Source organism: Streptomyces sp. NPDC001880 (genome assembly GCF_053594575.1).
Genome location: NZ_JBSFET010000026.1, coordinates 1 through 25669 on the forward strand (window position 1 = coordinate 1; position 25669 = coordinate 25669).

Consider the following 25669-nt stretch of genomic DNA (forward strand, 5'->3'; position numbering starts at 1 on the left):
TCGACTCCAGACGCGTGCGCCGAAGGTCCACCGCTGCCTCCAGAGCCGGCACGGACAGCGGCCGTCCCGCGCTCGCGAGGGCAGCGAGGGTCTGTCGGACCTGTGCCTCGGGCGGGAAGGCGGTATCGGCGAAGTAGCGCCAGATGGCCTCGTCCTCCTTGCCCGGCAGCAGCAGCACATCGGCGTGGGCCACTCCGCGCCCCGCGCGCCCCACCTGCTGGTAGTAGGCGATCGGCGAGGACGGCGAGCCGAGGTGGACCACGAAGCCCAGGTCCGGCTTGTCGAAACCCATGCCGAGGGCCGAGGTCGCGACCAGTGCCTTGACCCGGTTCTCCTGCAGGTCGACCTCGGCCTGCAGCCGGTCGGCGTTCTCCGTCCTTCCGGTGTACGAGGCGACGCGAAAGCCGCGCTGCCTCAAGAAAGCGGTGGCCTCCTCCGCCGCGGCGACGGTGAGGGCGTAGATGATCCCGGAGCCCGGCAGCTCGTCCAGGTGCTCGGCGAGCCAGGCCAGCCGGTGCGGGGCGTCCGGCAGCCGGACGACGCCCAGCCGCAGGCTTTCCCGCTCCAGCGGACCACGCAGCACCAGGGCCTCGCCGGCACCGGTGCCCAGTTGATCGGCAACGTCCGCGGTGACCCGTGCGTTCGCCGTCGCTGTGGTGGCCAGCACCGGCACGCCGGGAGCGAGCTCGGCGAGCATCGCCCGCAACCGGCGGTAGTCGGGCCGGAAGTCATGCCCCCAGTCGGAGATGCAGTGCGCCTCGTCCACCACCAGCAGACCCGTGGTGGCAGCGAGCTTGGGCAGCACCTGATCGCGGAAATCCACGGAGTTGAGGCGCTCCGGACTCACGAGCAGGACATCGGTGTCCCCACGCTCGACCTCCTCGTAGATGGTCTCCCACTCCTCAGGGTTGGCCGAGTTGATGGTGCGCGCCCGGATACCGGCCCGCGCCGCCGACTCGACCTGGTTGCGCATCAGCGCGAGCAGCGGCGAGACGATCACCGTGGGCCCCGAGCCACGCCGGCGCAGCAGAGCGGTGGCGACGAAGTACACCGCCGACTTGCCCCAGCCCGTGCGCTGCACCACCAGCGCACGCCGACGCTCCTCCACCAGGGCCGCCACCGCCTGCCACTGGTCCTCCCGGAGCCGCGCCGAACCTCCCGGATCGCCGACGAGCTCGGCGAGGATGGCATCGGCTTCGGCGCGGAGCTCCAGGTTGTCCATGCCTCCATGCAACCCGATGGCACTGACAATCGGCGAATCCACCCCCCACGGCACACCCGCGCATCGACCGGGCGCCGGACGGTGGCTGCGGGGCTGAAGGGGCCGGCCTGGGTGTTTCCGCTGGTCCTCGCCGTTCAGGCGGGACAGGATGCATCGTCCGGGCAGGGCGTGGGCAGGGATATCAGAGTCATTCCGGCTGATTCCCGTCAGCTGCATCAATTGCTCGTTGCCGCCCGCCGATGCGCCAGCAAGAATTGGACTCGCTCCCCGCACAGTCCCTTTCGCGGCCCGGAAGAACTGTGCCCCGGTGCGCCCTCACTCGACCCTGCCCGCACCATGGGCGCGTATGCGAAGGGAGGACCGTGACCTTCGGATTCGCTCCGTCCGCCGCCACTTCGGCATCGGCGTCCGCCGACTCGGCCAACCGTCTCGCCAGGATGCTCGAACCGGCCGAGTGGGCCGAAGCCGGCATACCGTTGCTGCGCAGCCCCCGCGAGGTCGTCAGCGGCCTGCACGCCCGGCACCGGCCGACCCCGTCGACCGCTGTGGTCGCCGTGCTCGACCATGAGGAACGCCTCACCGCCAGCGCCTCGTTCGCCCGCCGCTCCACGGCCGCGGACGGCTGGGAGTTCCGCAACGCACTGCTGATACATCTGCGCCGGGTCATCCCGCACGATCTCCGCCGCCGTACGCCGGTCCGTACCGCGGTACTTCTCTACTGCCGTGAGGGCGACGAGCGTTGGACGGAGGAGGACGGGGCGTGGATGTGGGGCCTGCGGGACGCCTGCACACTGCACGGCCTGCGGTGCGGCGCGTACATCACGCTGACCCGGGGCGGTTGGCAGGTGCTCGGCGAGGGCCGGGGCGGCCGTCGACCCAGCTCCACGTCGCGGCCGTCCGCCCTCGCCGACACCTCGCTCGGCCCGGATCCCGCGCCGCCCCGCTCCGGCGGTGGCGCGGCGCAGCCGCTGCGGCGTACCGCCGCCCGCTGACCCGTGGGCCGCTGACCGCGGCCCCGGCCGCCCTGTCGGACAGCCGGGCCACCAAGGTGTTGCGTGCCCTGCGGATCAGACGCCGGCACCGAGCACTGCGTTGATCCGCTGCGGGTCCCCGCACACGATCAGCAGTGCTCCGGCGCGTTCCCGCGCCCCGGTCAGCGCGCCGGCGACGGCGTCACCGCCGTTGACGGCGACGACCACCACCGGACGGGCCTTCACCCGGTCCGCGGCTGCGGCACCGGCGAAGAAGACATCGTCGCCGGCCTCGTGCTGCGCCCAGTAGGCGGCCTCTCCGAAGGAGAGTTCGTGCGCGGCCCACGGGTGCTGCTCGCCGGTGGTGAACACCAGGATGTCGCCCGGTGCGCGGCCGGAGTCGAGCAGCAGGTCCACGGCTTCGTCGGCGGCGTCGAGCGCGCCGACCGCCGAGGCGGGGATCAGCTGGATCTGCGGTGCGGAACGCTTCTCCGGCCGGTCCGTCCGGGGGCGGTCGGAGGCGGGGTGCGGGCGCTGCGCCGGTGGCGCGGGCCTCGCGGGGCCGGGCCCGGGGCGACCGGGACGCGGCGTGGCCGCTGAACGCGGACCGGGTACAGGACGGGGGGTCGGCGCGGTGCGGCCTGCGGCCGGAGTGACGCGGGGACCCTGGGCGCTCTCGTGAATCTGAGGCTCCTCGGGGATGAGAGGCATGGGTGGTTGTCTATCAAACGCCGGCGCTCGGGGCGTCGGCGGGTGGGTACTTGCGCGCGATCAGAAGTCGAAGCCGAGCTGGCCCCCGCTTTCCAGTGCAGCCGCCTCGGCGGAGATGCGGACCTTCTTGAGGTGCTGCCACTTGGGCAGCGCGTCGAGATAGGACCACGAAAGCCGGTGGTGGGGTGTCGGCCCCCATTCCTCCAGCGCGGCCCTGTGTACGGGCGACGGGTACCCGGCGTTGGCCCCGAAGGCGAAATCGGCGTACTCCCCGGAATCCGCGCCCAGTTCGGCCATCGCCGTGTCCCGGTGGACCTTCGCGATCACCGAGGCGGCCGCGACCGCGATGCAGGACTGATCGCCCTTGATCACCGTGCGGACCTGCCAGGGCTGTCCCAGGTAGTCGTGCTTGCCGTCGAGAATCACCGCGTCCGGCCGGACCGGCAGGGCATCGAGGGCGCGTACGGCGGCGAGGCGCAGCGCGGCCGTCATCCCCAGCTCGTCGATCTCCTGCGCGGAGGCGTCGCCGAGACCGAACGCGGTGACCCAGCGCTCCAGCAACGGCGCGAGTTCCGCGCGGCGTTTGGGGCTGATCAGCTTGGAGTCGGTGAGTCCGGCGGGAGGTCTGCGGAGGCCGGTGACGGCCGCGCACACGGTGACCGGTCCCGCCCACGCTCCGCGTCCGACCTCGTCGACACCGGCGACGGTCTTGGCACCAGTGGTAGCGCGCAGTGAGCGCTCGACGGTGTGCGTGGGTGGTTCGTACGGCATGGCGCCTGTCAGCGTACGCCGATGGGGGCGCCCGCAACACCCCGGGGCGCCCGTCGGCCGTCCCGGACCCGTTCATGCCCCCACCGTCTGCACGCGCGCGGCCAGGACCGGTCAGTACGGGTCGTACGGATCGCTCTCGTCACCGTCGCGATCGCTGTCTCCGACACCCGTACGCGACGACTGGGCGCAGGACTCCGTCGCGCCCTTTGAACTCCGTTTCCGCAGAATGTCCCGGGCCCGCGCCTCGCCCCAGCTGGTGGCGTACCAGGGGGCGTCGTCGGATCGCAGCGACCGTTCGATGTCCCTGAGGGCGCAGGAGCGCAGGGGCTCGGGCAGCGTGTCCAGGGCCGGTACGGCATCGGCCGAGAGGCTCCGGAGGTAGTCGATGTCGATCGAGTGGTCGTCGCGGTACCGCTGAACGTTCTGCTCCGCGATCAGCCCGTCGGGCGAGGCCAGTCCGAACGCGAGGACGCCGACGGCGGCGCTCGCGGCCACGGCACGTGGCAGCAGACGGGCACCGAACACCCCGGCGGCCATGATCAGGACGAGGACCACGCCCAGCCAGAGTTCCACCGCGGTCACGGATATCCGCAGCCGCGTCAGACCGTACGCGTCGACGTAGAAGTCCATCCGCCTCAGTGCGGAGGCAACGACGGTCAGGGTGAGCAGGCAGAGCACGCCGAGCACGGTCCGGACGAGGGTGCGGTCGCTCCCCCGCCCGCGAGGGGCCCAGCGCAGGGCGAGCGCGATCACCAGCAGCGTGAGGAGTGTGGCCCAGAGCAGCTGCCAGAAACCCTGCCGGGCGTATGCGGAGTAGCTGAGATCGGTCTCGGCCATCACCTTGTCGTACCCACCGAGCAGCACGGTGAGCTGGACGGCGATGAAGACGGCGAACAACAGGTTCAGCACGACGAGCGGAAGGGCCCACTCCAGTCGCCCGCGGGGCTTTCCCCTGCGAACGGTGATGCCGTCCCAGCGCACCGGAGCGGCCGCGGCGTACGCGGCGGCGAGCGCGCCGACCAGGCCGGTCAGGAAGAGGAGGAGCCGCCACGGGCTGCCGCTGACCGACACATCGGGCATCAGGCTGCCGAGCACGTCGGCGAAGGCGGCATCGGCGCTCGCGAACAGCGCCCCGAACACGATCAGCAGGACGACCGCCACCGCGGAGCTGCGGAGAACGCCCCCCAGCCGGCCACGGGACCCCGACATCCGCGCGCGCACGCCGCGCCCGCCCCAGGCGAGACCGTCGGCCATGGCACTGAACAGGCCCAGCGAACCCAGGAACACCCCGAGCCAGCTGCGGCTGCCGTGCAGGGCGAGCGAGCCCAGTGCGATCGCCGACACGATGGCCAGGAAGACGGGCCATCCGGCGTCCCGAAGGGCCGGGACAGCGAGGAGCGCCAGTCCTCCGACCGCCCAGAAGGCCGTCCACGGGCGGAGGCGGCGACCGGCGGTACGCGCGGCGAAGAAGGCCCCGAGCGTCGCGGGGACCGCGACAATCAGCGCGTTCAGGCCGAGACCGTCGCCCAGCAACAGGCCGCTCAGTATCGCCGTGACGATGGCGCAGCAGAGCGTCGCACCAGGAACGGCGGCCGGCGCGGCGGGGCGCAGCGTCGACAGTGCGGAGGGCTGGGGGCTGCTCTGCCGCCAGGGGTCGGCCGGCCGCTGGTGCCCGCCCTGTTGCGCGTATCCCGGCACTCTCGGTGGCTCGGGAACGGTGTCCCCGGGCTCCGGCGGCGGGGCCTTCGACAGTGCGGGCTGCTCGGGCGTTCCGGCCGGCCCCGACGGCCCGGACGGCTCGGGAGCGCCGGCCGGCCGGGGTGTTTCTGACGTGTGATCGGACATGGGACCCCTCCCCCACCGAGGTCCGCGCACACCGGCCGCAGGACAGCGGCTGGGGCACCCCGGCGTCTCAATTTCGGTGCACGCCCGTCTGGATGATCATCGACGGCGGCGTGGCCGAAAGAGTAGCCCGCGCTCGCTGGTCCGGGCCGTGCGCAAGGGAGCTGTGGCAGTACCGTGACAGTCGGGCGGCCGCCGGCAGGCGTTCCCTGGTGCCGCCCTACCGCGGGAGCCAGCCCGGGAGCTCCTCCGTCTGCGCCGTCCAGTCGGCCGGCGGCGCGCCCGCAGGACTCGCCGCGACGACCCCGCCGACGATCGCGCAGGTCGTGTCGACGTCCCCGCCGGCCTGGGCGGTCACCCAGAAGGCCTGCTCGAAATCGCCGAGGCTCCGCGCAGCCGACCAGAGGGCGAACGGAACGGTGTCGTGTGCGCTGGTGCGCCGGCCGTTGCCGAGGACCGCCGCGACCGTCCCGGCGTCGCCGTAGTCGAGCATGTCGCGTGCCCGTCGCAGGCCGGCACCGACCGCGCTGCGCGGTACGAGCGCGATGACGCCGTCGAGCAGATCCGCCGGGGTGGGCGGCCCGGCCGGCGCCGCCGCGAGTGCGGCAGCTGCCGCGACAGCCATCGCGCCCACGACCGCCTCGCGATGCTGGTGCGTGGTGTACGAGGAGATCTCGGCCTGGTGCGTGGCCTGCTCCGGGTCGTCCGCGTACCAGGCGCCGAGCGGGGCGATGCGCATCGCCGAGCCGTTGCCCCAGGACCCCTGGCCGTTGAAGAGCGCGGACGCCAGCTCCCGCCAGTCACCGCCTTCCCGGACCAGCCTGAGCAGCCGGTTCACGGCGGGGCCGTATCCCCGGTCGAAGTCGTGGTGGCCAGCGAAGGAATGGGCGAGCGCGTCCTGATCGATCCGCTCGTGCTCCACCAGCACGGCCAGCACCGAACACGCCATCTCGGTGTCGTCCGTCCACTGCCAGGGGCCCGGTGGAAGTTCGCGTTGTTTCAGCAGCGGATAGTTGACAGGCACAAAGAACTGGGAGCCCAGTGCGTCTCCCACGGAGAGCCCGCGCAGGCTGGCGAGGGCACGTTCGAAACGTTGCCCGGAGGCAGAGTCAGCGGTCGTCATCGCCCCTCCACTCTATCCGGTGATGCCGTACGGCTCAGGGGTACGCCAGCGCTCGAACGGCCGGTCAAGGGTGTAGCGCCCGTCCTCCCCGAGTATCAGCGTCCGGGTCTCTCCGTTGCCCGGATTGGACAGTGACTCGAACTCGGCGACCGACCAGTGGAACCAGCGCATGCAGAACAAACGCATGGTCAGTCCGTGCGTGACCAGCAGAACGTTCGGCGGGTGGTCGGGGTCCTCGAAGCTCCGGTGCAGGCTCTCCAGAAAGGCTCCGACCCTGTCGTACACATCGGCTCCGGACTCCCCCTGCGCGAAACGGTAGAAGAAGTGGCCGTACGCGTCCCGGTAGGCCTTCTGCAGCCGCACGTCGTCGCGGTCCTGCCAGTTCCCCCAGTCCTGCTCGCGCAGGCGCGGCTCCTCCCGTACCCGCACCCGCTCAAGGTCCAGGCCGAGGGACCTGAAGCTCTCGTGGGTGCGGCGGTAGGGCGAGATGTACACGCTGACCCGCTCGCCGTCGAACAGCTCGCGCAGCCGTACGCCCGCCTCCCTGGCCTGCCTCAGCCCCGTCGCGGTGAGCCTCAGCGCATGGTCCGGCACGCGCTCGTACACCGTGTCGTCGGCGTTTCCCTCGGACTCCCCGTGCCTGACCAGGACAATGCGCTGCGGTCGTGCCATGTACCGACCCTAAGGGCTTCGCGAACGGCGGCGGCTCATTCGAGCAGTCGCCCGGACTCCATCCGACGGATGTCGCCGGTGAAGCGGCGGCGCAGCAGGCGGTCGTGCGAGACCACGACCAGTGCGCCCGGCCAGTGGGCCAGTGCTTCACCGGCCTGGTGGAGCACGGCTACCCGGGCTTCACCGTCGAGTACGTCGCGGAGCACTCCGGCGTCCACAAGACGACCCTCCACCGCCGCTGGGGAAACCTCGAAGGGCTCGTCGCAGACGCCCTGGACCTGGCCGGGGAGGGCAGCTGGGCCCCGCCCGACACCGGAAGCCCGGAAGGAGACCTGCGCGCTCCGGCGCGGACGACGGCCGCCTCCTTCGAGGATCCCGTCGCAGCGGCCGCACCGACCGCGGTCATCACCGCGGCCTTCCGGTCCGAGCGTGCCGCGAAGGCGCTGAACGCCTTCTGCACGGAGCGGTTCGCCCGCTGCGAGGGCATCGTGGCGCGCGCCGTCTCCCGGCACGAGCTGGACCGGCGCACGGACGCGGGAGCGCCGGTCAGGGCCGTGGTCGCACCACTGTTCCTCGGACTGTTCATCACCCGCGAGTCCGTGGACGGGGCGTTGGCCGACCGGTCCGCCGCCGCGGCCGTGGCGGCAGCCCACGCCGGTGTCTTCAACTCCCCTGCCGAATCCGCCTGATGGGCCGCCCGGAGCGCCCCCGGCTCATCGTCCCGGCCGTACCGCTCCGGCCGGGCCGGTCACACCGTCCACGACGGCTCCAGCTGCACGACGTCCCCCGCCAGCTCCGCCACGTCCTCCTCGGTCTGCGCCCGTTGCGACAGCCGCTCGATGCTCCCCGCCCGGTACTTGCCGCGCTCGGCGCTCGACTGCCACATCGACAGCACGAGGAACTCCTGCCCCGGCGCCTCCCCGAACACCCCGCGCAGCATGCCGGGCGAGCCGGCCATCGCGGGATTCCACACCCTCTCCTGCATCAACGCGAAGTGTTCCACCCGGTCCTCGCGCACCTTGCTGTGCGCCACCCGGACCACATCCGCGTCGGTGAAGCGCGGCTCGAAGCCGGTCTTCACATCGAAGCGGTGCTCGAAGAGCTTGACCTGGATGCCGCTGTACGTGCCGAACTGCGCGGCGGCCAGACTGTCGTGCGCGCGCGCCATGAACGAGTCGTAGAAGACGCGGCTCTCCCAGAAGGCGAAGATGTGCGCCACATCCGGACGCCCCCGGCTCCATCCGCCGCCCTGTCCCCTGAATCCGGGCTCGCCGAGCAGCCCCGCCCACTTCCGCTGCCCCCGTTCAAAACCCCGACGGTCCACCACGGTGCAACGAATCCACTTGACCAGCACCGCGCCATCGTACGGTGCCGGGCATGGCACGGGTCACGCCCGGACGGGGCAGTCCCGAAGTGACTGCCGTGGAACGCAGAATGATCTCCATGACCCCGTTGCACACCAACCCCCTGTTCGCCCGGCTCGAATCCGCGGAACGTGTCCTCGTCGCAGGGGCCGGCGGCGGCTTCGACATCTACTCCGGACTGCCCATCGCGCTCTCCCTGTTCCACCAGGGCAAGCACGTACAGCTCGCCAATCTTTCGTTCAGCGCTCTCGAAGGGCTGCCCCCCGAATCCTGGCTCGCGCCGGACGTCGCCGTCATCACCCCCGAAACGGCCCTCCACCAGGCGTACTTCCCGGAACGGACACTCGCCCAGTGGCTCGGCCTGCACGGCTACCCGAGCACGGTCCACGCCTTCTCCCGGGTGGGTGTGCAACCGCTGCGTGCCGCCTACCGGGAGTTGATCGAGAAGTACGACATCGACGCGGTCGTCCTGGTCGACGGCGGTACGGACATCCTGATGCGCGGCGACGAATCCGGCCTCGGCACACCGGAGGAGGACCTGACCAGCGTCGCCGCGCTCGCCGCGCTCGACCTACCGGAACGCCTCGTCGTCTCCATCGGCTTCGGCATCGACGCGTACCACGGGGTGAGCCACGGCCTCGTACTGGAGAACATCGCCGCGCTCGAACGCGACGGTGCCTGTCTCGGCGCGTTCTCCGTGTCCCGTACGAGCCGTGAAGGCGCACTCTTCGTCGATGCCGTGGCGCACGCCCATCACCACACGCCCGACCACCCCAGCATCGTGAACGGGTCGATCGCCGCCGCCGTCCAAGGAGCTTTCGGGGACGTGCAGTTCACCTCGCGCACCCGCGACAGCGAGCTGTTCATCAACCCGCTGATGACGCTCTGCTTCGCCTTCGAGCTGGACGGAGTGGCCCGCAACTGCCTCTATCTCGACCGCATCGAGGACACCTGGCTCATCCGTCAGGTCAGCAGCGCCATCGAGATCTTCCGGGACGAGGTCCGGCAGCGACCACCGCGCCGCATACCGCACTGACCCGGAGCGGCCACGCCGGCACGACCGTCGATGGCCCGATTCCATCGCCGGCAAGCAAGCCGGTTGGATCCGCGGCCGGTTACGGACATGATCGGGTGACCTGAACGGCCCGACGGCCAAGCGGAAAGCCAGGGAGGCACCTCCGATGAGCACGCCCAACAAGGACATCGACAAGGTCGAGGTCAGACTCAAATGGGACCCCAGCCCTTCGGGGGCACCGGCCCACGACCTCGACATCGTCGCGGCGACCTACCTCGCCGAAGCACCGTACGGCAGCCCCGCGTACCTGGTGCACTTCGACAGCCGCTCGCCGGACGGCACCATCACCCTCAACCGCGACAGCAGGACCGGCCAGGGTTTCGGCTTCGACGAGGTGATGACGCTGGAACTGGAGCGGTTGTCGGCCGCGTACGGCCGGGTCGTCGTCGGGGTCGCCATTCAGCAGCGTGACGGCCGCAGGACATTCGCCGAGATAGCGAACACCGGTGTCCAGGTCCGGGAGGGCTATACGAACCTGGCGGAGGGCGACTTCTCCGCGGTCGGCGCGGCCACCGCGGCAATCGTGGCCGAGTTCGTCCGGAGCGCCTCCGGGGCCTGGGAGTTCCACGGTACGGTCCAGGGCTTCGACGGCGACCCCGAAGTGTTCGCCGCGACGATGGGAAGCCGTACGCCCGGCGCCTGACACGTCGCTGCGTGCGGTCCCGTACGAGCAGGGCGGGAGCGCGGTCCCAGGGGCCTCGCGCGGTCGTGTCGTACGCCCGCGCGAGGCTCTACGGTCAGGCCCCGACGTACTGCGCGAGATGCTCGCCGGTGAGGGTGGAGCGGGCGGTGACGAGGTCGGCGGGGGTGCCCTCGAAAACGATCCGGCCGCCGTCGTGACCGGCGCCGGGCCCCAGGTCGATGATCCAGTCGGCGTGCGCCATGACCGCCTGGTGGTGCTCGACGACGACGACCGACTTGCCGGAGTCGACGAGCCGGTCGAGCAGGCCGAGCAGTTGCTCGACATCGGCGAGGTGGAGGCCGGTGGTCGGCTCGTCGAGGACGTACACCCCGCCCTTCTCGGCCATGTGGGTCGCCAGCTTCAGCCGCTGCCGCTCGCCGCCGGACAGCGTGGTGAGCGGCTGGCCGAGGCCGAGGTAGCCGAGCCCGACATCGGCGAGCCGCTCCAGGATCCTGTGCGCAGCCGGGGTGCGCGCCTCGCCGGCGCCGAAGAACTTCTCGGCCTCGGTCACCGACATCGCGAGCACCTCGCTGATGTCGCGGCCGCCGAGGTGGTAGTCGAGCACCGAAGCCTCGAACCGCTTGCCCTCGCACTCCTCGCAGGTGGTGGCGACGCCCGCCATCATCGCCAGGTCGGTGTAGACGACCCCGGCGCCGTTGCAGGTCGGGCATGCGCCCTCGGAGTTGGAGCTGAACAGCGCCGGCTTCACGCCGTTGGCCTTCGCGAACGCCTTGCGGATCGGGTCGAGCAGTCCGGTGTACGTCGCCGGGTTGCTCCGCCGCGAACCGCGAATGGCCCCCTGGTCGACCGGGACCACGTCCGCGCCCGCCGGGATCGACCCGTGCACGAGCGAGCTCTTGCCGGAGCCCGCGACGCCGGTGACGACGGTCAGCACGCCGAGCGGGATGTCGACGTCGACGTGGCGGAGGTTGTGTGCCGTCGCGCCTCGGATCTCCAGCACCCCGGTGGGCTCGCGCACCGTCTCCTTGACGACCGCCCGGTCGTCGAGATGGCGGCCGGTGATGGTGTCGCCGGCCCGCAGTCCCTCGACGGTGCCCTCGAAGCAGACGGTGCCGCCCGCCGTGCCCGCGCCGGGGCCGAGGTCGACGACATGGTCGGCGATGGCGATCGTCTGCGGCTTGTGCTCCACGACGAGCACGGTGTTTCCCTTGTCCCGCAGCCGCAGCAGCAGGTTGTTCATCCGCTGGATGTCATGGGGGTGCAGACCGATGGTGGGCTCGTCGAAGACGTAGGTGACATCGGTGAGCGAGGAGCCGAGGTGGCGGATCATCTTGACGCGCTGCGCCTCGCCGCCCGACAGCGTGCCCGACGGCCGGTCGAGCGAAAGATAGCCGAGGCCGATCTCCACGAACGAGTCGAGGGTCCGCTGGAGCGCGGCGAGCAGCGGTGCCACCGACGGGTCGTCGAGGCTGCGCACCCACTTGGCCAGGTCGTTGATCTGCATCGCGCACGCATCGGCGATGCTCAGCTTCTCGATCTTCGACGAGCGGGCTTCCTCGCTGAGCCGGCTGCCGTCGCACTCGGGGCAGGCGGTGAAGGTGACCGCCCGCTCCACGAATTCCCGGATGTGCGGCTGCAACGCCTCCTTGTCCTTGGACAGGAAGGACTTCTGGATCTTGGGGATCAGTCCCTCGTAGGTGAGATTGACGCCCTCGACCTTCACCTTGGTCGGCTCCCGGTAGAGGAAGTCCTGCATCTCCTTCTTGGTGAACCTGCGGATCGGCTTGTCCGGGTCGAGGAGGCCGGACTCGGCGTAGACCCGCACGGTCCAGAAGCTGTCCGACTTCCAGCCGGGGATGGTGAACGCGCCCTCGGCGATCGACTTGGAGTCGTCGTAGAGCTGGGTGAGGTCGATGTCGGAGACCGTGCCGCGGCCTTCGCAGCGGGTGCACATGCCGCCGGTACGGGTGAAGGTCCGCTTGACGGTCTTGGTCCGGTCGGCGCCGCGGTCGACCTTGAACGCGCCGCTGGCCCGGACCGAGGCGACGTTGAAGGAGAACGCCTGGGGCGAGCCGATGTACGGCTTGCCGAGCCGGCTGAAGAGGATGCGCAGCATCGCGTTGGCGTCGGTCGCGGTGCCGACCGTGGAGCGGGGGTCGGCGCCGAGGCGCTGCTGGTCGACGGTGATCACGGTCGTCAGTCCGTCGAGCACGTCGACCTCGGGCCGCGCGAGGGTCGGCATGAAGCCCTGCACGAAGGCGCTGTACGTCTCGTTGATCAGTCGCTGCGACTCGGCGGCCACGGTACCGAACACCAGTGAGCTCTTGCCCGAGCCGGAGACACCGGTGAACACCGTCAGACGGCGCTTCGGGATCTCGATGCTGACGTCCTTGAGGTTGTTCACACGCGCGCCGTGCACGCGGATCAGATCGTGGCTGTCGGCGGCGTGCGGCGCAGGCGACTGCGTGTCCGCCCTCTTGGCCATGCTCATCGTTTCTCCATCTGTCGGGCGGAGCCGCCCTCGCGGTCTCCGTCTGCGTCGCCTGGCTCCGCGTCCTGGGCTTCGAGCGGTACGTCCGGTTCTGCTTCGTCCATGCGGCTCACGACCGCGATCGCCGGACGGTTCAGCGCACCTCGTTGATGCGGATGAGGTTGCCGGCGGGATCGCGGAAGGCGCAGTCGCGAATCCCGTACGGCTGCTCGGTCGGCTTCTGGACGACCTCGGCGCCGCCGGCCCGGAGCCGGTCGAAGGTGCCGTCGAGGTCGGCGGTGGCCAGGGTGATGAAGGCGTAGGTGCCCTTGGCCATCATCTCGGTGATGGTGCGCCGCTCCTCCTCCGTGACACCCGGATCCGCGGCCGGCGGATGCAGCACGACGGACGTGCCGGGCTGACCGGCGGGGCCGACCGTGATCCAGCGCATCCCGCCGAACCCGACGTCCTTGCGGATCTCGAAGCCCAGGATGTCGCGGTAGAAGGCCACGGAGGCCTCCGGGTCCTCGTGCGGAAGGAAGCTGGAGTGAATCGTGATGTCCATGGACGTCACGCTAGATCGCGGCCGGGAGACCGCGCTTCTCGATTCCTGATCGGTCTGGTGACCTGTTTCGCCACGCAGGACGGCATCCCCGCCGTCGCACGCGCGGCCTCGCGCCGGTAGACGCTGGGCGGCGTGCCCACCAGCTCCGTGAAGCGCGTGCTGAAGGTGCCCAGCGACGAGCAACCGACCGTGAAACAGACCTCGGTGACGCTGAGATCGCCGCGCCGCAGCAGCGCCATCGCCCGCTCGATGCGCCGCGTCATCAGGTATCCGTAGGGCGACTCGCCGTACGCCTGCCGGAACGCGCGGCTCAGGTGCCCCGCCGACATGTGCACGCCACTGGCGAGCGCCTCGACATCCAGCGGTTGCGCGAACTCCCGGTCGATCCGGTCACGGACGCGGCGCAGGCGCGCAAGGTCGCGCAGGCGCTGCGCCTCATCGGGTCTGCTGGTCATCTGCGAGATGGTGCCACACCGCGGGGACCACCGCGCGCCGACCGGGGACCGCACCACCACGAAGGGCGCCGACGGGAAGTCGACGCCCTTCCTGAGCTGCGGTTCAGCTACCCGGACACATCACGTGACGACGCGCCCCGTGCCGTCGGGCGGCTGGTCGGCCGGTCAGCTGCAACCGCTGGTCGAGCCACAGCCCTCGCAGATGTAGCAGGATCCGGCGCGCTGCATCTTCGTACCGCAGGAGAAGCAGAGCGGCGCGTCCGCGCTGATGCCCAGCTGCATCTCGACGAGCTCCGCCGAGGTGTGCGCGGTCTTCGGGGCGGGCTTCTCCACCTCCTGCACCGCGGCCACCGCCTTCAGCGGCTCCGTCCGCACCGGGGCGGACTGGGCCAGGCTCTCGATGTCCAGCTCCTCGTCCTCGATGGAGGGCTCGTAGGAACCCGTGTCGAGGTGGCGCTGACGCTCCTCGGCCGAGTGGATGCCGAGTGCCGAGCGGGTCTCGAAGGGCAGGAAGTCCAGCGCGAGGCGGCGGAAGATGTAGTCGACGATCGACTGCGCCATCCGCACGTCCGGGTCGTCCGTCATGCCGGCCGGCTCGAAGCGCATGTTGGTGAACTTCGAGACGTACGTCTCCAGCGGAACGCCGTACTGCAGACCGACCGAGACAGCGATGGAGAAGGCGTCCATCATGCCTGCGAGGGTGGAGCCCTGCTTGGACATCTTCAGGAAGACCTCGCCGAGACCGTCGTCCGGGTAGGAGTTGGCGGTCATGTAGCCCTCGGCGCCGCCGACCGTGAAGGAGGTGGTGATCCCGGGACGGCCCTTGGGCAGGCGCTTGCGGACCGGGCGGTACTCGACGACCTTCTCGACCGCGGTACGAATGGTCTCCTCGGCCTTGGCGGTGACCGCCTCCTTCTCCTTGGTCTTCGCGGAGAGCGGCTGGCCGACCTTGCAGTTGTCGCGGTAGATCGCGAGCGCCTTGACGCCCATCTTCCACGCCTCGAAGTAGACCTCTTCGACGTCCTCGACGGTGGCCGTCTCCGGCAGGTTCACCGTCTTGGAGAGCGCGCCGGAGATCCACGGCTGGATCGCGGCCATCATGCGCACGTGGCCCATCGCGGAGATGGAACGCTCGCCCATCGCGCAGTCGAAGACCTCGTAGTGCTCGGTCTTCAGGCCGGGGGCGTCGATCACATTGCCGTGCTCGGCGATGTGGGCGACGATCGCCTCGATCTGCTCCTCGTGGTAGCCCAGGCGGCGCAGGGCCTGCGGGACGGTGCCATTGACGATCTGCATCGAGCCGCCGCCGACCAGCTTCTTGAACTTGACCAGGGCGAGGTCGGGCTCAAGACCGGTCGTGTCGCAGGACATCGCGAGACCGATGGTGCCGGTGGGCGCGATGACCGAGGCCTGCGCGTTGCGGAAACCGTTCTTCGCGCCGAGGCGGACGACGTCCTGCCAGGCCTCCGTCGCGGCGGCCCAGATCGGGCTGTCCAGGTCGTCCATGTGGACGGCCGCGGCGTTGGCGTCGGCGTGCTGCTTCATGACGCGCTGGTGCGGCTCGGCGTTGCGGGCGTAGCCGTCGTACGGGCCGACGACCGCGGCGAGCTCGGCGGAGCGCTTGTACGAGGTACCGGTCATCAGCGAGGTGATGGCACCGGCGAGGGCACGGCCGCCGTCGCTGTCGTAGGCGTGACCGGTCGCCATCAGCAGGGCGCCGAGGTTGGCGTAGCCGATGCCGAGCTGGCGGAAGGCGCGAGTGTTCTCGCCGATCTTCTGGGTCGGGAAGTCGGCGAAGCAGATGGAGATGTCCATCGCGGTGATGACCAGCTCGACGACCTTGGCGAAGCGCTCGGACTCGAAGGACTGGTTGCCCTTGCCGTCGTCCTTGAGGAACTTCATCAGGTTCAGCGAGGCGAGGTTGCACGAGGTGTTGTCCAGGTGCATGTACTCGGAGCACGGGTTCGAGCCGTTGATCCGGCCGGACTCCGGGCAGGTGTGCCAGGCGTTGATGGTGTCGTCGTACTGGATGCCCGGGTCGGCGCACGCCCAGGCAGCCTCGGCCATCTTGCGGAAGAGGGCCTTGGCCTCGACCTCTTCGATGACGTCGCCGGTCATGCGGGCGCGCAGTCCGAACTTGCCGCCGGACTCGACGGCCTTCATGAACTCGTCGTTCACCCGGACCGAGTTGTTGGCGTTCTGGTACTGGACGGACGTGATGTCGTCGCCGCCCAGGTCCATGTCGAAGCCCGCGTCACGCAGGGCGCGGATCTTCTCCTCCTCCTTCACCTTGGTCTCGATGAAGTTCTCGATGTCGGGGTGATCGACATCGAGGATGACCATCTTGGCCGCACGCCGGGTGGCGCCACCGGACTTGATCGTCCCGGCGGAGGCGTCGGCACCGCGCATGAAGGAGACCGGGCCGGAGGCGTTGCCCCCGGAGGACAGCAGCTCCTTGGAGGAACGGATACGGGAGAGGTTCAGGCCGGCGCCGGAGCCGCCCTTGAAGATCATGCCCTCTTCCTTGTACCAGTCGAGGATCGACTCCATGGAGTCGTCGACGGCCAGGATGAAACAGGCGGAGACCTGCTGCGGCTGGGGCGTTCCGACGTTGAACCAGACCGGCGAGTTGAAGCTGAAGATCTGGTGCAGGAGGGCGTAGGCCAGCTCGTGCTCGAAGATCTCGGCGTCCGCGGGAGAGGCGAAGTAGCCGTTGTCCTCACCGGCCTTGCGGTACGTCTTCACGATCCGGTCGATGAGCTGGCGCAGACCGGTCTCGCGCTGCGGGGTGCCGACGGCCCCGCGGAAGTACTTGCTGGTGACGATGTTGACCGCGTTCACCGACCAGAAGTCGGGGAACTCGACGCCACGCTGCTCGAAGTTGATCGAGCCGTCGCGCCAGTTGGTCATGACGACGTCACGGCGCTCCCACGCCACCTCGTCGTACGGATGTACGCCGGGGGTGGTGTGGATGCGCTCGATACGCAGACCCTTGCTCGACTTGGCTCCCTTGGCTCGGGAACCTCGTGCCGGGCCGCTCGCCGTCTCTGTCATGCCGCCTCCCATATGTGGGCAAAAACGCCCTGAAGTGCCCAGAACTTCCCGGGGCACAGTCTGTCTCTGATGCCTCGGACGCCACGCGGAGCGCCCGGAGCAGGTCTATGCAGCCGCCCTGCCGCCGATCCACGGAACCGTGCCGACCGGCCGGCGCCGATCAGTCGGCGGCGACGGCGGGAACGGGGACCTCAACGATCTCGCCCTTCCCGCGTTCCTCCGCCGAAGGCCACCGCTCACGGAGTTCCGCGATGGCGGCCTCGAAGTCTTCGAGTGTGTCGAACGCCCGGTACACGGACGCGAAGCGCAGGTACGCGACGAGGTCGAGTTCCTGCAGGGGGCCGAGAATGGCCAGGCCCACGTCATGAGTGGTCAGCTCGGCGCTGCCGGTGGCACGCACCGCCTCCTCGACCCGCTGGCCGAGCTTGGCGAGGGCGTCCTCGGTGACCGGTCGGCCCTGACACGCCTTGCGCACGCCGGAGATGACCTTGGTGCGACTGAAGGGTTCGGTCACACCGCTGCGCTTCACCACCATCAGCGAACAGGTCTCCACCGTCGTGAAACGGCGGGAGCAGTCGGGGCACTGGCGGCGGCGACGGATCGACGTGCCGTCGTCGGTGGTGCGACTGTCGACGACCCGGCTGTCGGGGTGCCTGCAGAAGGGGCAGTGCATGGCTCCCAACCCTCCTTCACAGCACGACTCAATAGCCTCTCCAGGGCCCGTCGGGGCCCTGCGAAGCTGTCACAAGCATAGGCGATGGCCACACCCCTCGGCGGACCGGGGACCACAACTTCTGGGCGGCTGGAGCAATCCAACCACTAGATCTTGGGTTTGGTCGCGCATTCGGCCCTACCGCGTGTCGCGCAGTACGAGCGACCGGCAGGCAGCGTACGACCGCCCAAGAGGTTACGGGAACCGCAGGGCCGCCAGGATCGCGGGGCTCTCCTTGTCGGACCCGGACAATGGCCCGGCGGCCACCCCGCAGGACGGCGCGACCCCGTCGACCGCTACCGTAAAAGCGCGAATTGAGGGTCGGTCCGCGGCTGGATTGCCAGTCACTCGGTCATCGCACATACACCCGGCAGAGAACACACGGCAGACTTTTATTCGTTTTTCACTCGAACGTGTGTTTGGCGCAACCTTTCGAAAGCTACTACCGTTGTCCAGCTAGGGAGACCATTCGAGAGGGGCCGACGTGACCACCACCGCAGACAGTGCCACCATCACTGCCCAGGACCGCTCCCAGAGCCGATTCGAGCCGGTGCATGCCATGAATGACGCAGTCACGAACATGGAGGGGCCAGAGCCCGCGCGCCCAGCGCGCTCGTTGCCCGGCCGGCCTCCTGGAATCCGGGCGGACAGCTCGGGGCTCACGGACCGGCAGCGGCGAGTGATCGAGGTGATCCGGGATTCCGTGCAGCGGCGCGGTTACCCGCCCTCGATGCGGGAGATCGGTCAGGCGGTGGGCCTGTCCAGCACGTCCTCCGTCGCCCACCAGCTGATGGCCCTGGAGCGGAAGGGCTTCCTGCGTCGCGACCCCCACCGCCCGCGGGCGTACGAGGTCCGCGGTTCGGACCAGCCCAGCTCGCAGCCCACCGATACGACCGGCAAGCCCGCGGCGTCGTACGTGCCGCTGGTGGGCCGGATCGCCGCCGGTGGCCCGATCCTCGCCGAGGAGTCCGTCGAGGATGTCTTCCCCCTCCCCCGCCAGCTCGTCGGTGACGGCGAGCTGTTCGTGCTGAAGGTCGTGGGTGACTCGATGATCGAGGCGGCCATCTGCGACGGCGACTGGGTCACCGTACGCCGCCAGCCCGTCGCGGAGAACGGCGACATCGTGGCGGCCATGCTGGACGGCGAGGCCACCGTCAAGCGCTTCAAGCGGGAGGACGGCCATGTCTGGCTGCTCCCGCACAACTCCGCGTACCAGCCGATCCCGGGCGACGAGGCGACGATCCTCGGCAAGGTGGTGGCGGTACTGCGGCGGGTGTGAAGCCCGCTGCTTCCGACCAGGGCCCCGGGATCCACTGCGCCGATCCCGGGGTCCTGCCATGCAGCCGACCTCCCGGGGCCGACTACTTGCCGTCCGCCTTGGCCGCCGCATCGATCGCCGCGAGTGAGCGGCGCGCCTGATTGCGGTCGGTGGTGTGCCAGAAGTCGGGCAGCGAGGCGCGCAGATAGCTGCCGTACCGGGCGTTGGCCAGGCGCGGGTCGAGCACGGCGACCACGCCCTTGTCGCCCGTGGCCCGGACGAGTCGGCCGGCGCCCTGGGCCATCAGCAGCGCGGCGTGCGTCGCCGCGACGGCCATGAAGCCATTGCCGCCCGCCTCCTCGACCGCCTTCTGGCGCGCGCTCATCAGCGGATCGTCGGGACGTGGGAACGGGATCCGGTCCATGACCACCAGCTGGCAGCTGGCCCCCGGCACATCGACGCCCTGCCAGAGCGACAGCGTGCCGAAGAGACAGGTCTCGGGGTCGGCGGCGAAATTCTTGATCAGCTCGCCCAGCGTCTCCTCGCCCTGCAGCAGGATCGGCTTGTCCAGCCGGCCGCGCAGCTCCTCGGCGGCGGCCTGGGCCGCGCGCATGGAGGAGAAGAGCCCGAGGGTGCGCCCGCCCGCCGCCTCCACCAGCTCGGCGAGCTCGTCCAGCATGTCGGTGCGGGAGCTGTCCCGCCCCGGTGTGGCCAGATGCCTGGCGACGTACAGGATGCCCTGCTTGGGGTAGTCGAACGGCGAGCCGACATCGAGCCCCTTCCACTGCGGCATGTCGTCGCCCCCGGTGCCTTCGGGAGCCAGGCCGAGCGAGGCCCCCACCCCGTTGAAATCCCCGCCGAGCTTGAGCGTGGCCGAGGTCAGGACGACGGAGCGCTCGGTGAACAGCTTCTCGCGCAGCAGCCCCGAGACGGAGAGCGGTGCGACCCGCAGGGAGGCGCCGAAGCGGTCATGGCGCTCGTACCAGACGACGTCGTACTCCGAGCCCTGGGTGATCCGCTCGGCGACGCCGTGGATCGTCTCCACCGATGCCAGGGCCTGCTTGCGGACGGCGTCCTCGTCCTGGACGGACTTGTCGCGCGTGGCGCCCAGGGCCGAGATCACGGTGCGCGCGGCGTCGCGCAGCGCCAGCAGTGCGTAGCCGAGGTCCTCGGGGACCTCTTCCAGACGGCCGGGAAGCGCCAGCTCCATGACCCGCTCGAACCCTTCCGACGCGGTCTGCAGCGCGTCGGCGACCTTCTCGTCGACCAGCTTCGCGGCGCGGCGCACCGCGCGGTTGACCTGGCCGGGGGTGAGCTCGCCGGTGGCCACTCCGGTGACCCTGGAGACCAGCTCATGGGCCTCGTCGACGATCAGCACCTCGTGCTGCGGGAGCACCGGGGCGCCCTCGATGGCGTCGATGGCGAGGAGGGCGTGGTTGGTGACGACGACATCGGCGAGCTTGGCCCGCTCACGGGCCATCTCGGCGAAGCACTCCGCGCCGTACGCGCACTTGCTTGCACCCAGGCATTCGCGGGAGGAGACCGAGACCTGGGCCCAGGCCCGGTCGGAGACCCCGGGAGTGAGGTCGTCACGATCGCCGGACTCGGTCTCGTCGGACCAGTCACGGAGCCGGAGCAGATCCTGGCCGAGCTTGCTCGACGGGGCTGCGGCCTCGAACTGGTCGAAGAGCCCCTCCTCCTCTTCCTGCGGCACCCCTTCGTGGAGCCGGTGCAGACAGAGGTAGTTCGACCGGCCCTTGAGCATGGCGAACTGAGGGCGCCGCCGCAGCAGCGGATGCAGGGCGTCGACCGTGCGCGGCAGGTCGCGCTCCACGAGCTGGCGCTGGAGCGCCAGCGTCGCCGTGGCCACCACCACCCGCTCCCCGTGGGCCAGCGCGGGCACCAGGTAGCCGAGCGACTTGCCGGTGCCGGTGCCGGCCTGGACGAGCAGATGGGAATTGTCGTCGACGGCCTCGGCAACGGCCCCGGCCATGGCGGCCTGGCCTGGTCGTTCCGTACCGCCGACGGCGGTCACGGCGGCGTGCAGGAGCTCGGGGAGGGATGGCTTCGTCATAGCGCGACCAGCGTACGGTGCCGCACTGACAACAGCGGTCACTCCCGGACTCCGGCGGAGGGGTGCAGCGGATTGGGAACGGTCCCGTGGATGGCCGCGTGCGGGCGCTGGGGGCGGTCCCGGTACCCGTCGACGTGCAGGCGGTTGCGGTTCAGACAGAGGCGTGCGATGCGGGGGGTCAGCAGGTCGAACATCTCGAACCGCTCCTTGAGCTCGGGGAAACGGGCGTGGTGGCGCAGAATCTCGGCGCGGACGAGTGACCAGAAATCGTCCTCCGCAACCCCCATCTGTTCCTCGCAGAGCGGCGACAGAAAGCGGAACACCCCGATGAACAGTCCGGCGTGGATGAACTGGGTGAGGAAAGAAGGTTCCTCGGTGAGCAGGACGCGGCGTACGTCCTCGGGCATCGACTCGTGCTCCGGCAGCGGCCGGGCGCTGACGTTCACGTCGTCGACGAAGTCCTTGATCGCCAGGCGCACCGGCACGTCCTGGTCGTCGAAGACCACGATGGCGTTCTCGCCGTGTGGGGAGAACACCGTGCCGTACCGGTAGAGGAAGTGCAGCAGTGGCGGCAGCAGCGCGGCGAAGAGGCGGGTCAGCCAGGCGGTGGGCGTCAGACCGGACCGGTCGACGAGCTCGGCCGTGAAGGCGCGGCCCTGCGGATCGGTGTGGAGCAGCGAGGCGAGGGTCCGGGCCCGCTCGCCGGGCGCGAGCCGGGGCTGGAGGGGTTCGCGCCAGATCGCGCCGAGGATCTCCTTGAACTGGTACGGGGCCTCGGGAAGGTGGTCGTAGAGCGGATGCTCGACCGCCACCGAGGCCACCTCGCCGAGCAGGATGACCCCGCAGGTGTCATGCAGAAAGGCGTCCTGGTCGCGCAGGCCGTGGACCCAGTTGGTGACGGCGGGGGCGGCTAGGGTGCGTTCGCTCGGCAGTCCCCGCCAGACCAGTGTGTTGAGGATCGACAGGGGCAGCTTGACGGTGTGCCGGTCGGGGCGGGCCACATTGCTGAAGGTGCGGATGGACTGCTGCGGCAGCCTGAGGTCCGCGTCGGCGTGCAGCGGAACGATGTCACCGGCGGCGATGGCGGGGGCGAAGACCGGAACGATCCATTCGTCCCACTGCCAGGGGTGTACGGGAAGGCAGAGGTAGCCGGCGGGGTCGAGGCCGCGGGTGCGGAGCACGGCGGCGAAGGAGTCGCGGACCGGCGGGTCGAGCTCCTGGGCGTACAACTGTTCCGGTCCGGCCAGGCGGGCCACTCCGCGGTAGGCGGCGATCCTCGTGGAGACCGCGATCCACGGCAGCGTGAGGGGCTTGCGGGCCTCGGGGGCGTGGCGCGAGGCGTCGGCGGCGGAGAAACCGAGGCGGCCCTTGTTGGCGACGAGCCAGGGGTGGCCGGTCTGGTGCCCTTCCAACTCGGCGTAGTCGAGCTCGGCCAGCCGGGCGGCGGGGAGCGCGGTGTGGTCGAGCCGGGCGTCGGCGGTGAGGGTGGTGGTGATCTCACGGATGAGGTGGCCGAGGGTGGCGCCGTCGATGTCCAGGAGCCGGCGGGCGCGTACGAGGAACTGGAGGGGATCGTGGAAGGGGACGGCCTCGGTGCTCCGGCCGCCCGGCCGCTCGTCGTCGGTACACCCCGACTCGACCGCTGCTCCGGGTGTGCTCCCGGGCATCTCCAGGATCGAGTCCGGGGCGATGTGCCAGCTCCCGTACACGCCCCGCCGGGCGCTGAAGCCGAGTGTTCCGCCGTCGTCGAGGCCGAGGGTGTACCCATCGCCTCCGCCGGCCTGCCGGACCGGCACGACGACTTCCTCGTAGGCGAACTGGGCGAGCATCTTCGCGAGCAGTCGGGCGGCGGCCCGGTCCCAGACCGCCCGGTTCAGTTCCGGTGTGCTGAGCAGCTCGGCGGACTTCGCTTCATCATGGCTCTCGGGATATTTCGGCACGGGGACTCCTCGGGATGGAACCGATGGGGTTCGAGCGGTGTGAGGTGGGTGGCAGTTCGTTCACAGCTGGGCACGATGGGTTCGGTCGCGGACCATCAGGGCGGCTCGTTTGTCGGGGAGGTCGAGTTCCGCAGAGAAGCGGAAGCCGGCACTCAGGAAGGCGGAGACGGACGGGGTGTTACGAAGGTCGGGTTCCGCGACCACACGTGCGCACCGGGGGCGGTTGTCGAGCACGAGGTCGGCGACGGCGCGCAGCAGGGTGGTACCGAGGCCGCGTCCGCGGTTGTTCACACCGCCGATGAGCAGGTGGATTCCGGTGTCATGCGGACGGGCCGGGTAGTGGCGTGCCAGCGGATCGAGATCCGCGCGGTAGATCTCCCAGTAGCTCATGGGGACGCCCGCCAGCACGCCGAGGCAGGGGACGCTGCGTCCGTCGCCGTCGAGTTGAGGGCGCAGATGGGCGGCGGTGACGGCTTCGGGTCCGGCGAGTTCCCAGAAGGCCGCGACCGCGGGGTCGTTCATCCAGCGGCTCAGTACGGCGAGGTCGCGTTCCAGTCGCACAGGCACGAGTTGGAGGACTCCGGCGGGGGTGGTGACCGGTCGCCAGTCGGCCGGGCGGTCGAGCAGATCGGAGGAGGCGGCCCCGCTCACGGCCGGCCGCGCACCTGCTGCCCGGCCCGCGTCGCCCTCGGTGACCGGGGGGTCCTCCCCGAACAGGGCGAGGAGTTCCTCGGGGAGCTCCAGGTCCAGGGTGTCCTCGGCACTCGTGTCGGCCGGTGGGGCAGGGCCGGCAGTGGCGTCGGGCTGAGCATCGGCGCTGGCCACGGTGTCGCTCTCCTCTCGGCGGGTCAGGAGGGGGTCATGTTCCTCAGGTACACAGGGGGTTGGCAATGGTGACGTAGACGGACTGGGTGTCGACGGGGCCGACGAGTTCGTCCAGGCCGTGCATCCGGGTCAGCAGGTTGGCCTTGCACCGCAGATGGGGCTTTTCCAGCAGGTGGGTGGAGAGCGGCGAGCCCAGGGTGGTGGCCGAGCCGAGGAATCGGCGGAAGGCCGCGACGAGTACGCGTTCGTCGGCGAGGTGCTGGGCGCCGAACGCTCCGATCAGGCCGAACACATTGTTGATGCCGAGGTAGTAGGCGAAGCGTTCGTCGGTGACCGCGTCGGAGACGAAGGTGTCGCTGACCGATCCGATGCCGGGGAGCCGGTGCTCCAGCGCCGCGCGGTGGGACTCACGGAAGTAGTAGCCCTGGTTGTCACGGTATCGGCCGCCGACCGGCCAGCCCTCGGGGCCGAGCAGCACCAGGGTGTTCTGCTGGTGCGCTTCGAGCGCAACGCCCGCGTGGCCGTCGAGCCAGAGCACGGGGCGCACGACGCGGTCCAGGTAGCGCAGGAACCACTCCGCGGCGACCGCGCCCGCGGTCCTTCCGGTGAAGGCGGCCAGCGAGTGAACGATCTCGGCGAGGCGCGAGTGCATGCCGGCCCTGCCCGGCCAAGGACGCGGGGCGGTCAGGGCCGCGATGCAGACCGCGTCGTCGTGCGGCCCGAAGGGGTTGTGACGGAGCATCACATCGAGCCCCCGCACGGGTTCGCCGTCCGGGCCGTCGACGGCGAGCCAGGCCGGGTCGCGGACGATGTCGAAGCCCGGGTGGGCGGCGTGCCACCGCGTGGCGAGCCCGGTGCGGAGCAGCCGGTGTACCTCCACGCCGCGGTGGAGTTCCTTGCGGAGGTTCTCCCGGCGGGAGTTGGTGATGCGTACACCCAGGGAGAGCTTGAGCATGACCTCGGCACCGGGCCGGTGCACGGTACGGACCGAGGAGGTGGGGTGCCAGCGGCCGCCGTGCGGTCCCAGGTCGTGGAGGAGTCCGGCGTCGAGCAGGGCAGCCACCTCGGGGCGGTGTGCGAGCTCGCGGGCCTGCCAGGGGTGGAGCGGAATCGGTGCGGTGTTGCCGGGAAGGCGCAGACCCGCGACGTGGGAGGTGAGCAGCTCGGTGGCCGGCACGGGGCGGCCCCCGTAGGTCCATGCGGAGTCGGTGGCCAGCACGGACCGGTCGACGGCCATCCAGTGCAGCGGGAAGGAGCCGTGCGACTCGGGTGAGTAGAGGCGGGACTCGGCGTCGGAGAGCCCTTCGCGACTCTTGGGGGTGGGGTGCAGCGGGTGTCCGAGCAGCAGCGACTGCTCCGCGGTGAGGAAGAGGTCCGCCTCGGCCGGGGCGTGGGGGTCGCGGCGCCGTTCGGCGATGAAGCCGGCGGTGCGCCGTACCGAGTCGGCCACCCGGGCCACCGTGTCGGTGCCCTCCTCGCAGTCGGCCTCGCGGCCCAGGAGAGCGGCGACGGTGACGGCGTCGGCGGGCGGTGCTCCTTCTGGCGCGCCCTCCAGGACGGGCGGGCCGAAGCGGTGGCAGCCCGTGACCGACCAGTAGAGCACGGGGACGAGCAGGGCCGTTCCGCTGGTGGGGAGGGGGATCCGCAGCGTGCGGCCGTCCGGGCCGGGTTGACCGGTCTCCCGGACCCAGCAGCGCAGCAGACTCTCCGAGCCCGCGGTGTCGGCGGCCCGCAGCGGATCCGGGTGGTCGAGCGGGTCGGCCGTCGCCCTGCCGGTGGCCGTGCAGTGCTGGGTGTACCGCTCGTCGGGCGGTGCCGTCATCTGGCGCGGCACGGTGGACTGTTCGACGACGAGGGGGCCGGCGAGCTGCTGGGTGGGGGGAGAGCCGTCGGCCTGGGGCGCGGGGGTGGGGTTCACGGCG

At 70.4% G+C, this 25669-nt stretch carries 21 protein-coding genes; 5 read left to right on the forward strand and 16 right to left on the reverse strand.

Annotation, left to right across the window (positions count from 1 at the left end; genetic code table 11):
- A partial coding sequence (locus ACWCQ6_RS17000; protein ID WP_451089889.1) for a RecQ family ATP-dependent DNA helicase occupies window positions 1–1222 on the reverse strand: 1222 nt, incomplete at its 3' end.
- A gap of 362 nt (window positions 1223–1584) precedes the next feature.
- Between ACWCQ6_RS17000 and ACWCQ6_RS17005 the strand changes: the two genes are divergently transcribed.
- Entirely contained in the window at window positions 1585–2214 is a 630-nt protein-coding gene (locus ACWCQ6_RS17005; protein WP_451089891.1) for a hypothetical protein, read from the forward strand.
- 75 nt (window positions 2215–2289) lie between these two features.
- On the opposite strand, the gene ACWCQ6_RS17010 is transcribed toward ACWCQ6_RS17005, so the two are convergent.
- The 5 genes from ACWCQ6_RS17010 to ACWCQ6_RS17030 form a co-directional block, all read right to left on the reverse strand.
- Window positions 2290–2904 (reverse strand): hypothetical protein, encoded by a 615-nt coding sequence (locus tag ACWCQ6_RS17010; protein ID WP_451089893.1) that lies wholly within the window; start codon window positions 2902–2904, stop codon window positions 2290–2292.
- 60 nt (window positions 2905–2964) lie between these two features.
- Window positions 2965–3675 (reverse strand): ribonuclease HII, encoded by a 711-nt coding sequence (locus ACWCQ6_RS17015; RefSeq protein ID WP_451089895.1) that lies wholly within the window; start codon window positions 3673–3675, stop codon window positions 2965–2967.
- Between the two features lie 111 nt (window positions 3676–3786).
- Window positions 3787–5520, reverse strand: coding sequence for a DUF4153 domain-containing protein (locus tag ACWCQ6_RS17020; RefSeq protein WP_451089897.1), 1734 nt, complete (start codon window positions 5518–5520; stop codon window positions 3787–3789).
- Window positions 5521–5737: 217 nt separating this feature from the next.
- Entirely contained in the window at window positions 5738–6640 is a 903-nt protein-coding gene (locus ACWCQ6_RS17025; protein ID WP_451089899.1) for an ADP-ribosylglycohydrolase family protein, read from the reverse strand.
- A gap of 12 nt (window positions 6641–6652) precedes the next feature.
- A complete protein-coding gene (locus ACWCQ6_RS17030) occupies window positions 6653–7312 on the reverse strand; it encodes a histidine phosphatase family protein (RefSeq protein ID WP_451089901.1) in 660 nt (219 codons plus the stop codon).
- Between ACWCQ6_RS17030 and ACWCQ6_RS17035 the strand changes: the two genes are divergently transcribed.
- A complete protein-coding gene (locus ACWCQ6_RS17035; RefSeq protein ID WP_451089903.1) occupies window positions 7306–8001 on the forward strand; it encodes a TetR-like C-terminal domain-containing protein in 696 nt (231 codons plus the stop codon). The two genes, ACWCQ6_RS17030 and ACWCQ6_RS17035, sit on opposite strands and share 7 nt — an antisense overlap.
- A 59-nt stretch (window positions 8002–8060) precedes the next feature.
- On the opposite strand, the gene ACWCQ6_RS17040 is transcribed toward ACWCQ6_RS17035, so the two are convergent.
- Window positions 8061–8666, reverse strand: a complete 606-nt coding sequence (locus ACWCQ6_RS17040) for a YdbC family protein (protein WP_451089905.1) — start codon at window positions 8664–8666, stop codon at window positions 8061–8063.
- Between the two features lie 89 nt (window positions 8667–8755).
- Here ACWCQ6_RS17040 and ACWCQ6_RS17045 point away from each other — a divergent pair, with 89 nt between their 5' ends.
- On the forward strand, window positions 8756–9712 hold the full coding sequence (locus tag ACWCQ6_RS17045; protein ID WP_451089907.1) for a DUF1152 domain-containing protein: 957 nt from the start codon (window positions 8756–8758) through the stop codon (window positions 9710–9712).
- 145 nt (window positions 9713–9857) lie between these two features.
- On the forward strand, window positions 9858–10394 hold the full coding sequence (locus ACWCQ6_RS17050; protein WP_451089909.1) for a TerD family protein: 537 nt from the start codon (window positions 9858–9860) through the stop codon (window positions 10392–10394).
- A gap of 94 nt (window positions 10395–10488) precedes the next feature.
- Here the strand turns inward: ACWCQ6_RS17050 and ACWCQ6_RS17055 are convergent, their stop codons facing one another.
- The 5 genes from ACWCQ6_RS17055 to nrdR form a co-directional block, all read right to left on the reverse strand.
- Window positions 10489–12885 carry an ATP-binding cassette domain-containing protein gene (locus tag ACWCQ6_RS17055; RefSeq protein WP_451089911.1) on the reverse strand — a complete coding sequence of 799 codons (2397 nt, stop codon included), beginning with the start codon at window positions 12883–12885 and terminating at the stop codon, window positions 10489–10491.
- Window positions 12886–13018: 133 nt separating this feature from the next.
- Complete coding sequence (locus ACWCQ6_RS17060) at window positions 13019–13429, reverse strand: VOC family protein (protein WP_451089913.1); 411 nt, start codon at window positions 13427–13429, stop codon at window positions 13019–13021.
- Window positions 13430–13434: 5 nt separating this feature from the next.
- A complete protein-coding gene (locus ACWCQ6_RS17065) occupies window positions 13435–13884 on the reverse strand; it encodes a helix-turn-helix transcriptional regulator (RefSeq protein ID WP_451089915.1) in 450 nt (149 codons plus the stop codon).
- 165 nt (window positions 13885–14049) lie between these two features.
- On the reverse strand, window positions 14050–16938 hold the full coding sequence (locus tag ACWCQ6_RS17070; protein WP_451089917.1) for a vitamin B12-dependent ribonucleotide reductase: 2889 nt from the start codon (window positions 16936–16938) through the stop codon (window positions 14050–14052).
- A gap of 160 nt (window positions 16939–17098) precedes the next feature.
- Window positions 17099–17611 (reverse strand): transcriptional regulator NrdR, encoded by a 513-nt coding sequence (nrdR, locus tag ACWCQ6_RS17075; protein WP_451089919.1) that lies wholly within the window; start codon window positions 17609–17611, stop codon window positions 17099–17101.
- 523 nt (window positions 17612–18134) lie between these two features.
- Here nrdR and lexA point away from each other — a divergent pair.
- Window positions 18135–18929 carry a transcriptional repressor LexA gene (gene lexA / locus ACWCQ6_RS17080; RefSeq protein WP_451089921.1) on the forward strand — a complete coding sequence of 265 codons (795 nt, stop codon included), beginning with the start codon at window positions 18135–18137 and terminating at the stop codon, window positions 18927–18929.
- A gap of 82 nt (window positions 18930–19011) precedes the next feature.
- Here the strand turns inward: lexA and ACWCQ6_RS17085 are convergent, their stop codons facing one another.
- From ACWCQ6_RS17085 to ACWCQ6_RS17100, 4 genes are read right to left on the reverse strand one after another with little or no spacing between them, the layout of a single operon-like run.
- Complete coding sequence (locus ACWCQ6_RS17085; RefSeq protein WP_451089923.1) at window positions 19012–20982, reverse strand: ATP-dependent DNA helicase; 1971 nt, start codon at window positions 20980–20982, stop codon at window positions 19012–19014.
- A gap of 38 nt (window positions 20983–21020) precedes the next feature.
- Window positions 21021–22922 carry an IucA/IucC family protein gene (locus ACWCQ6_RS17090; RefSeq protein ID WP_451089925.1) on the reverse strand — a complete coding sequence of 634 codons (1902 nt, stop codon included), beginning with the start codon at window positions 22920–22922 and terminating at the stop codon, window positions 21021–21023.
- A gap of 60 nt (window positions 22923–22982) precedes the next feature.
- Window positions 22983–23747, reverse strand: a complete 765-nt coding sequence (locus tag ACWCQ6_RS17095; RefSeq protein WP_451089927.1) for a GNAT family N-acetyltransferase — start codon at window positions 23745–23747, stop codon at window positions 22983–22985.
- 43 nt (window positions 23748–23790) lie between these two features.
- Complete coding sequence (locus ACWCQ6_RS17100; protein WP_451089929.1) at window positions 23791–25665, reverse strand: IucA/IucC family protein; 1875 nt, start codon at window positions 25663–25665, stop codon at window positions 23791–23793.
- Between the last annotated feature and the right edge of the window lie 4 nt (window positions 25666–25669).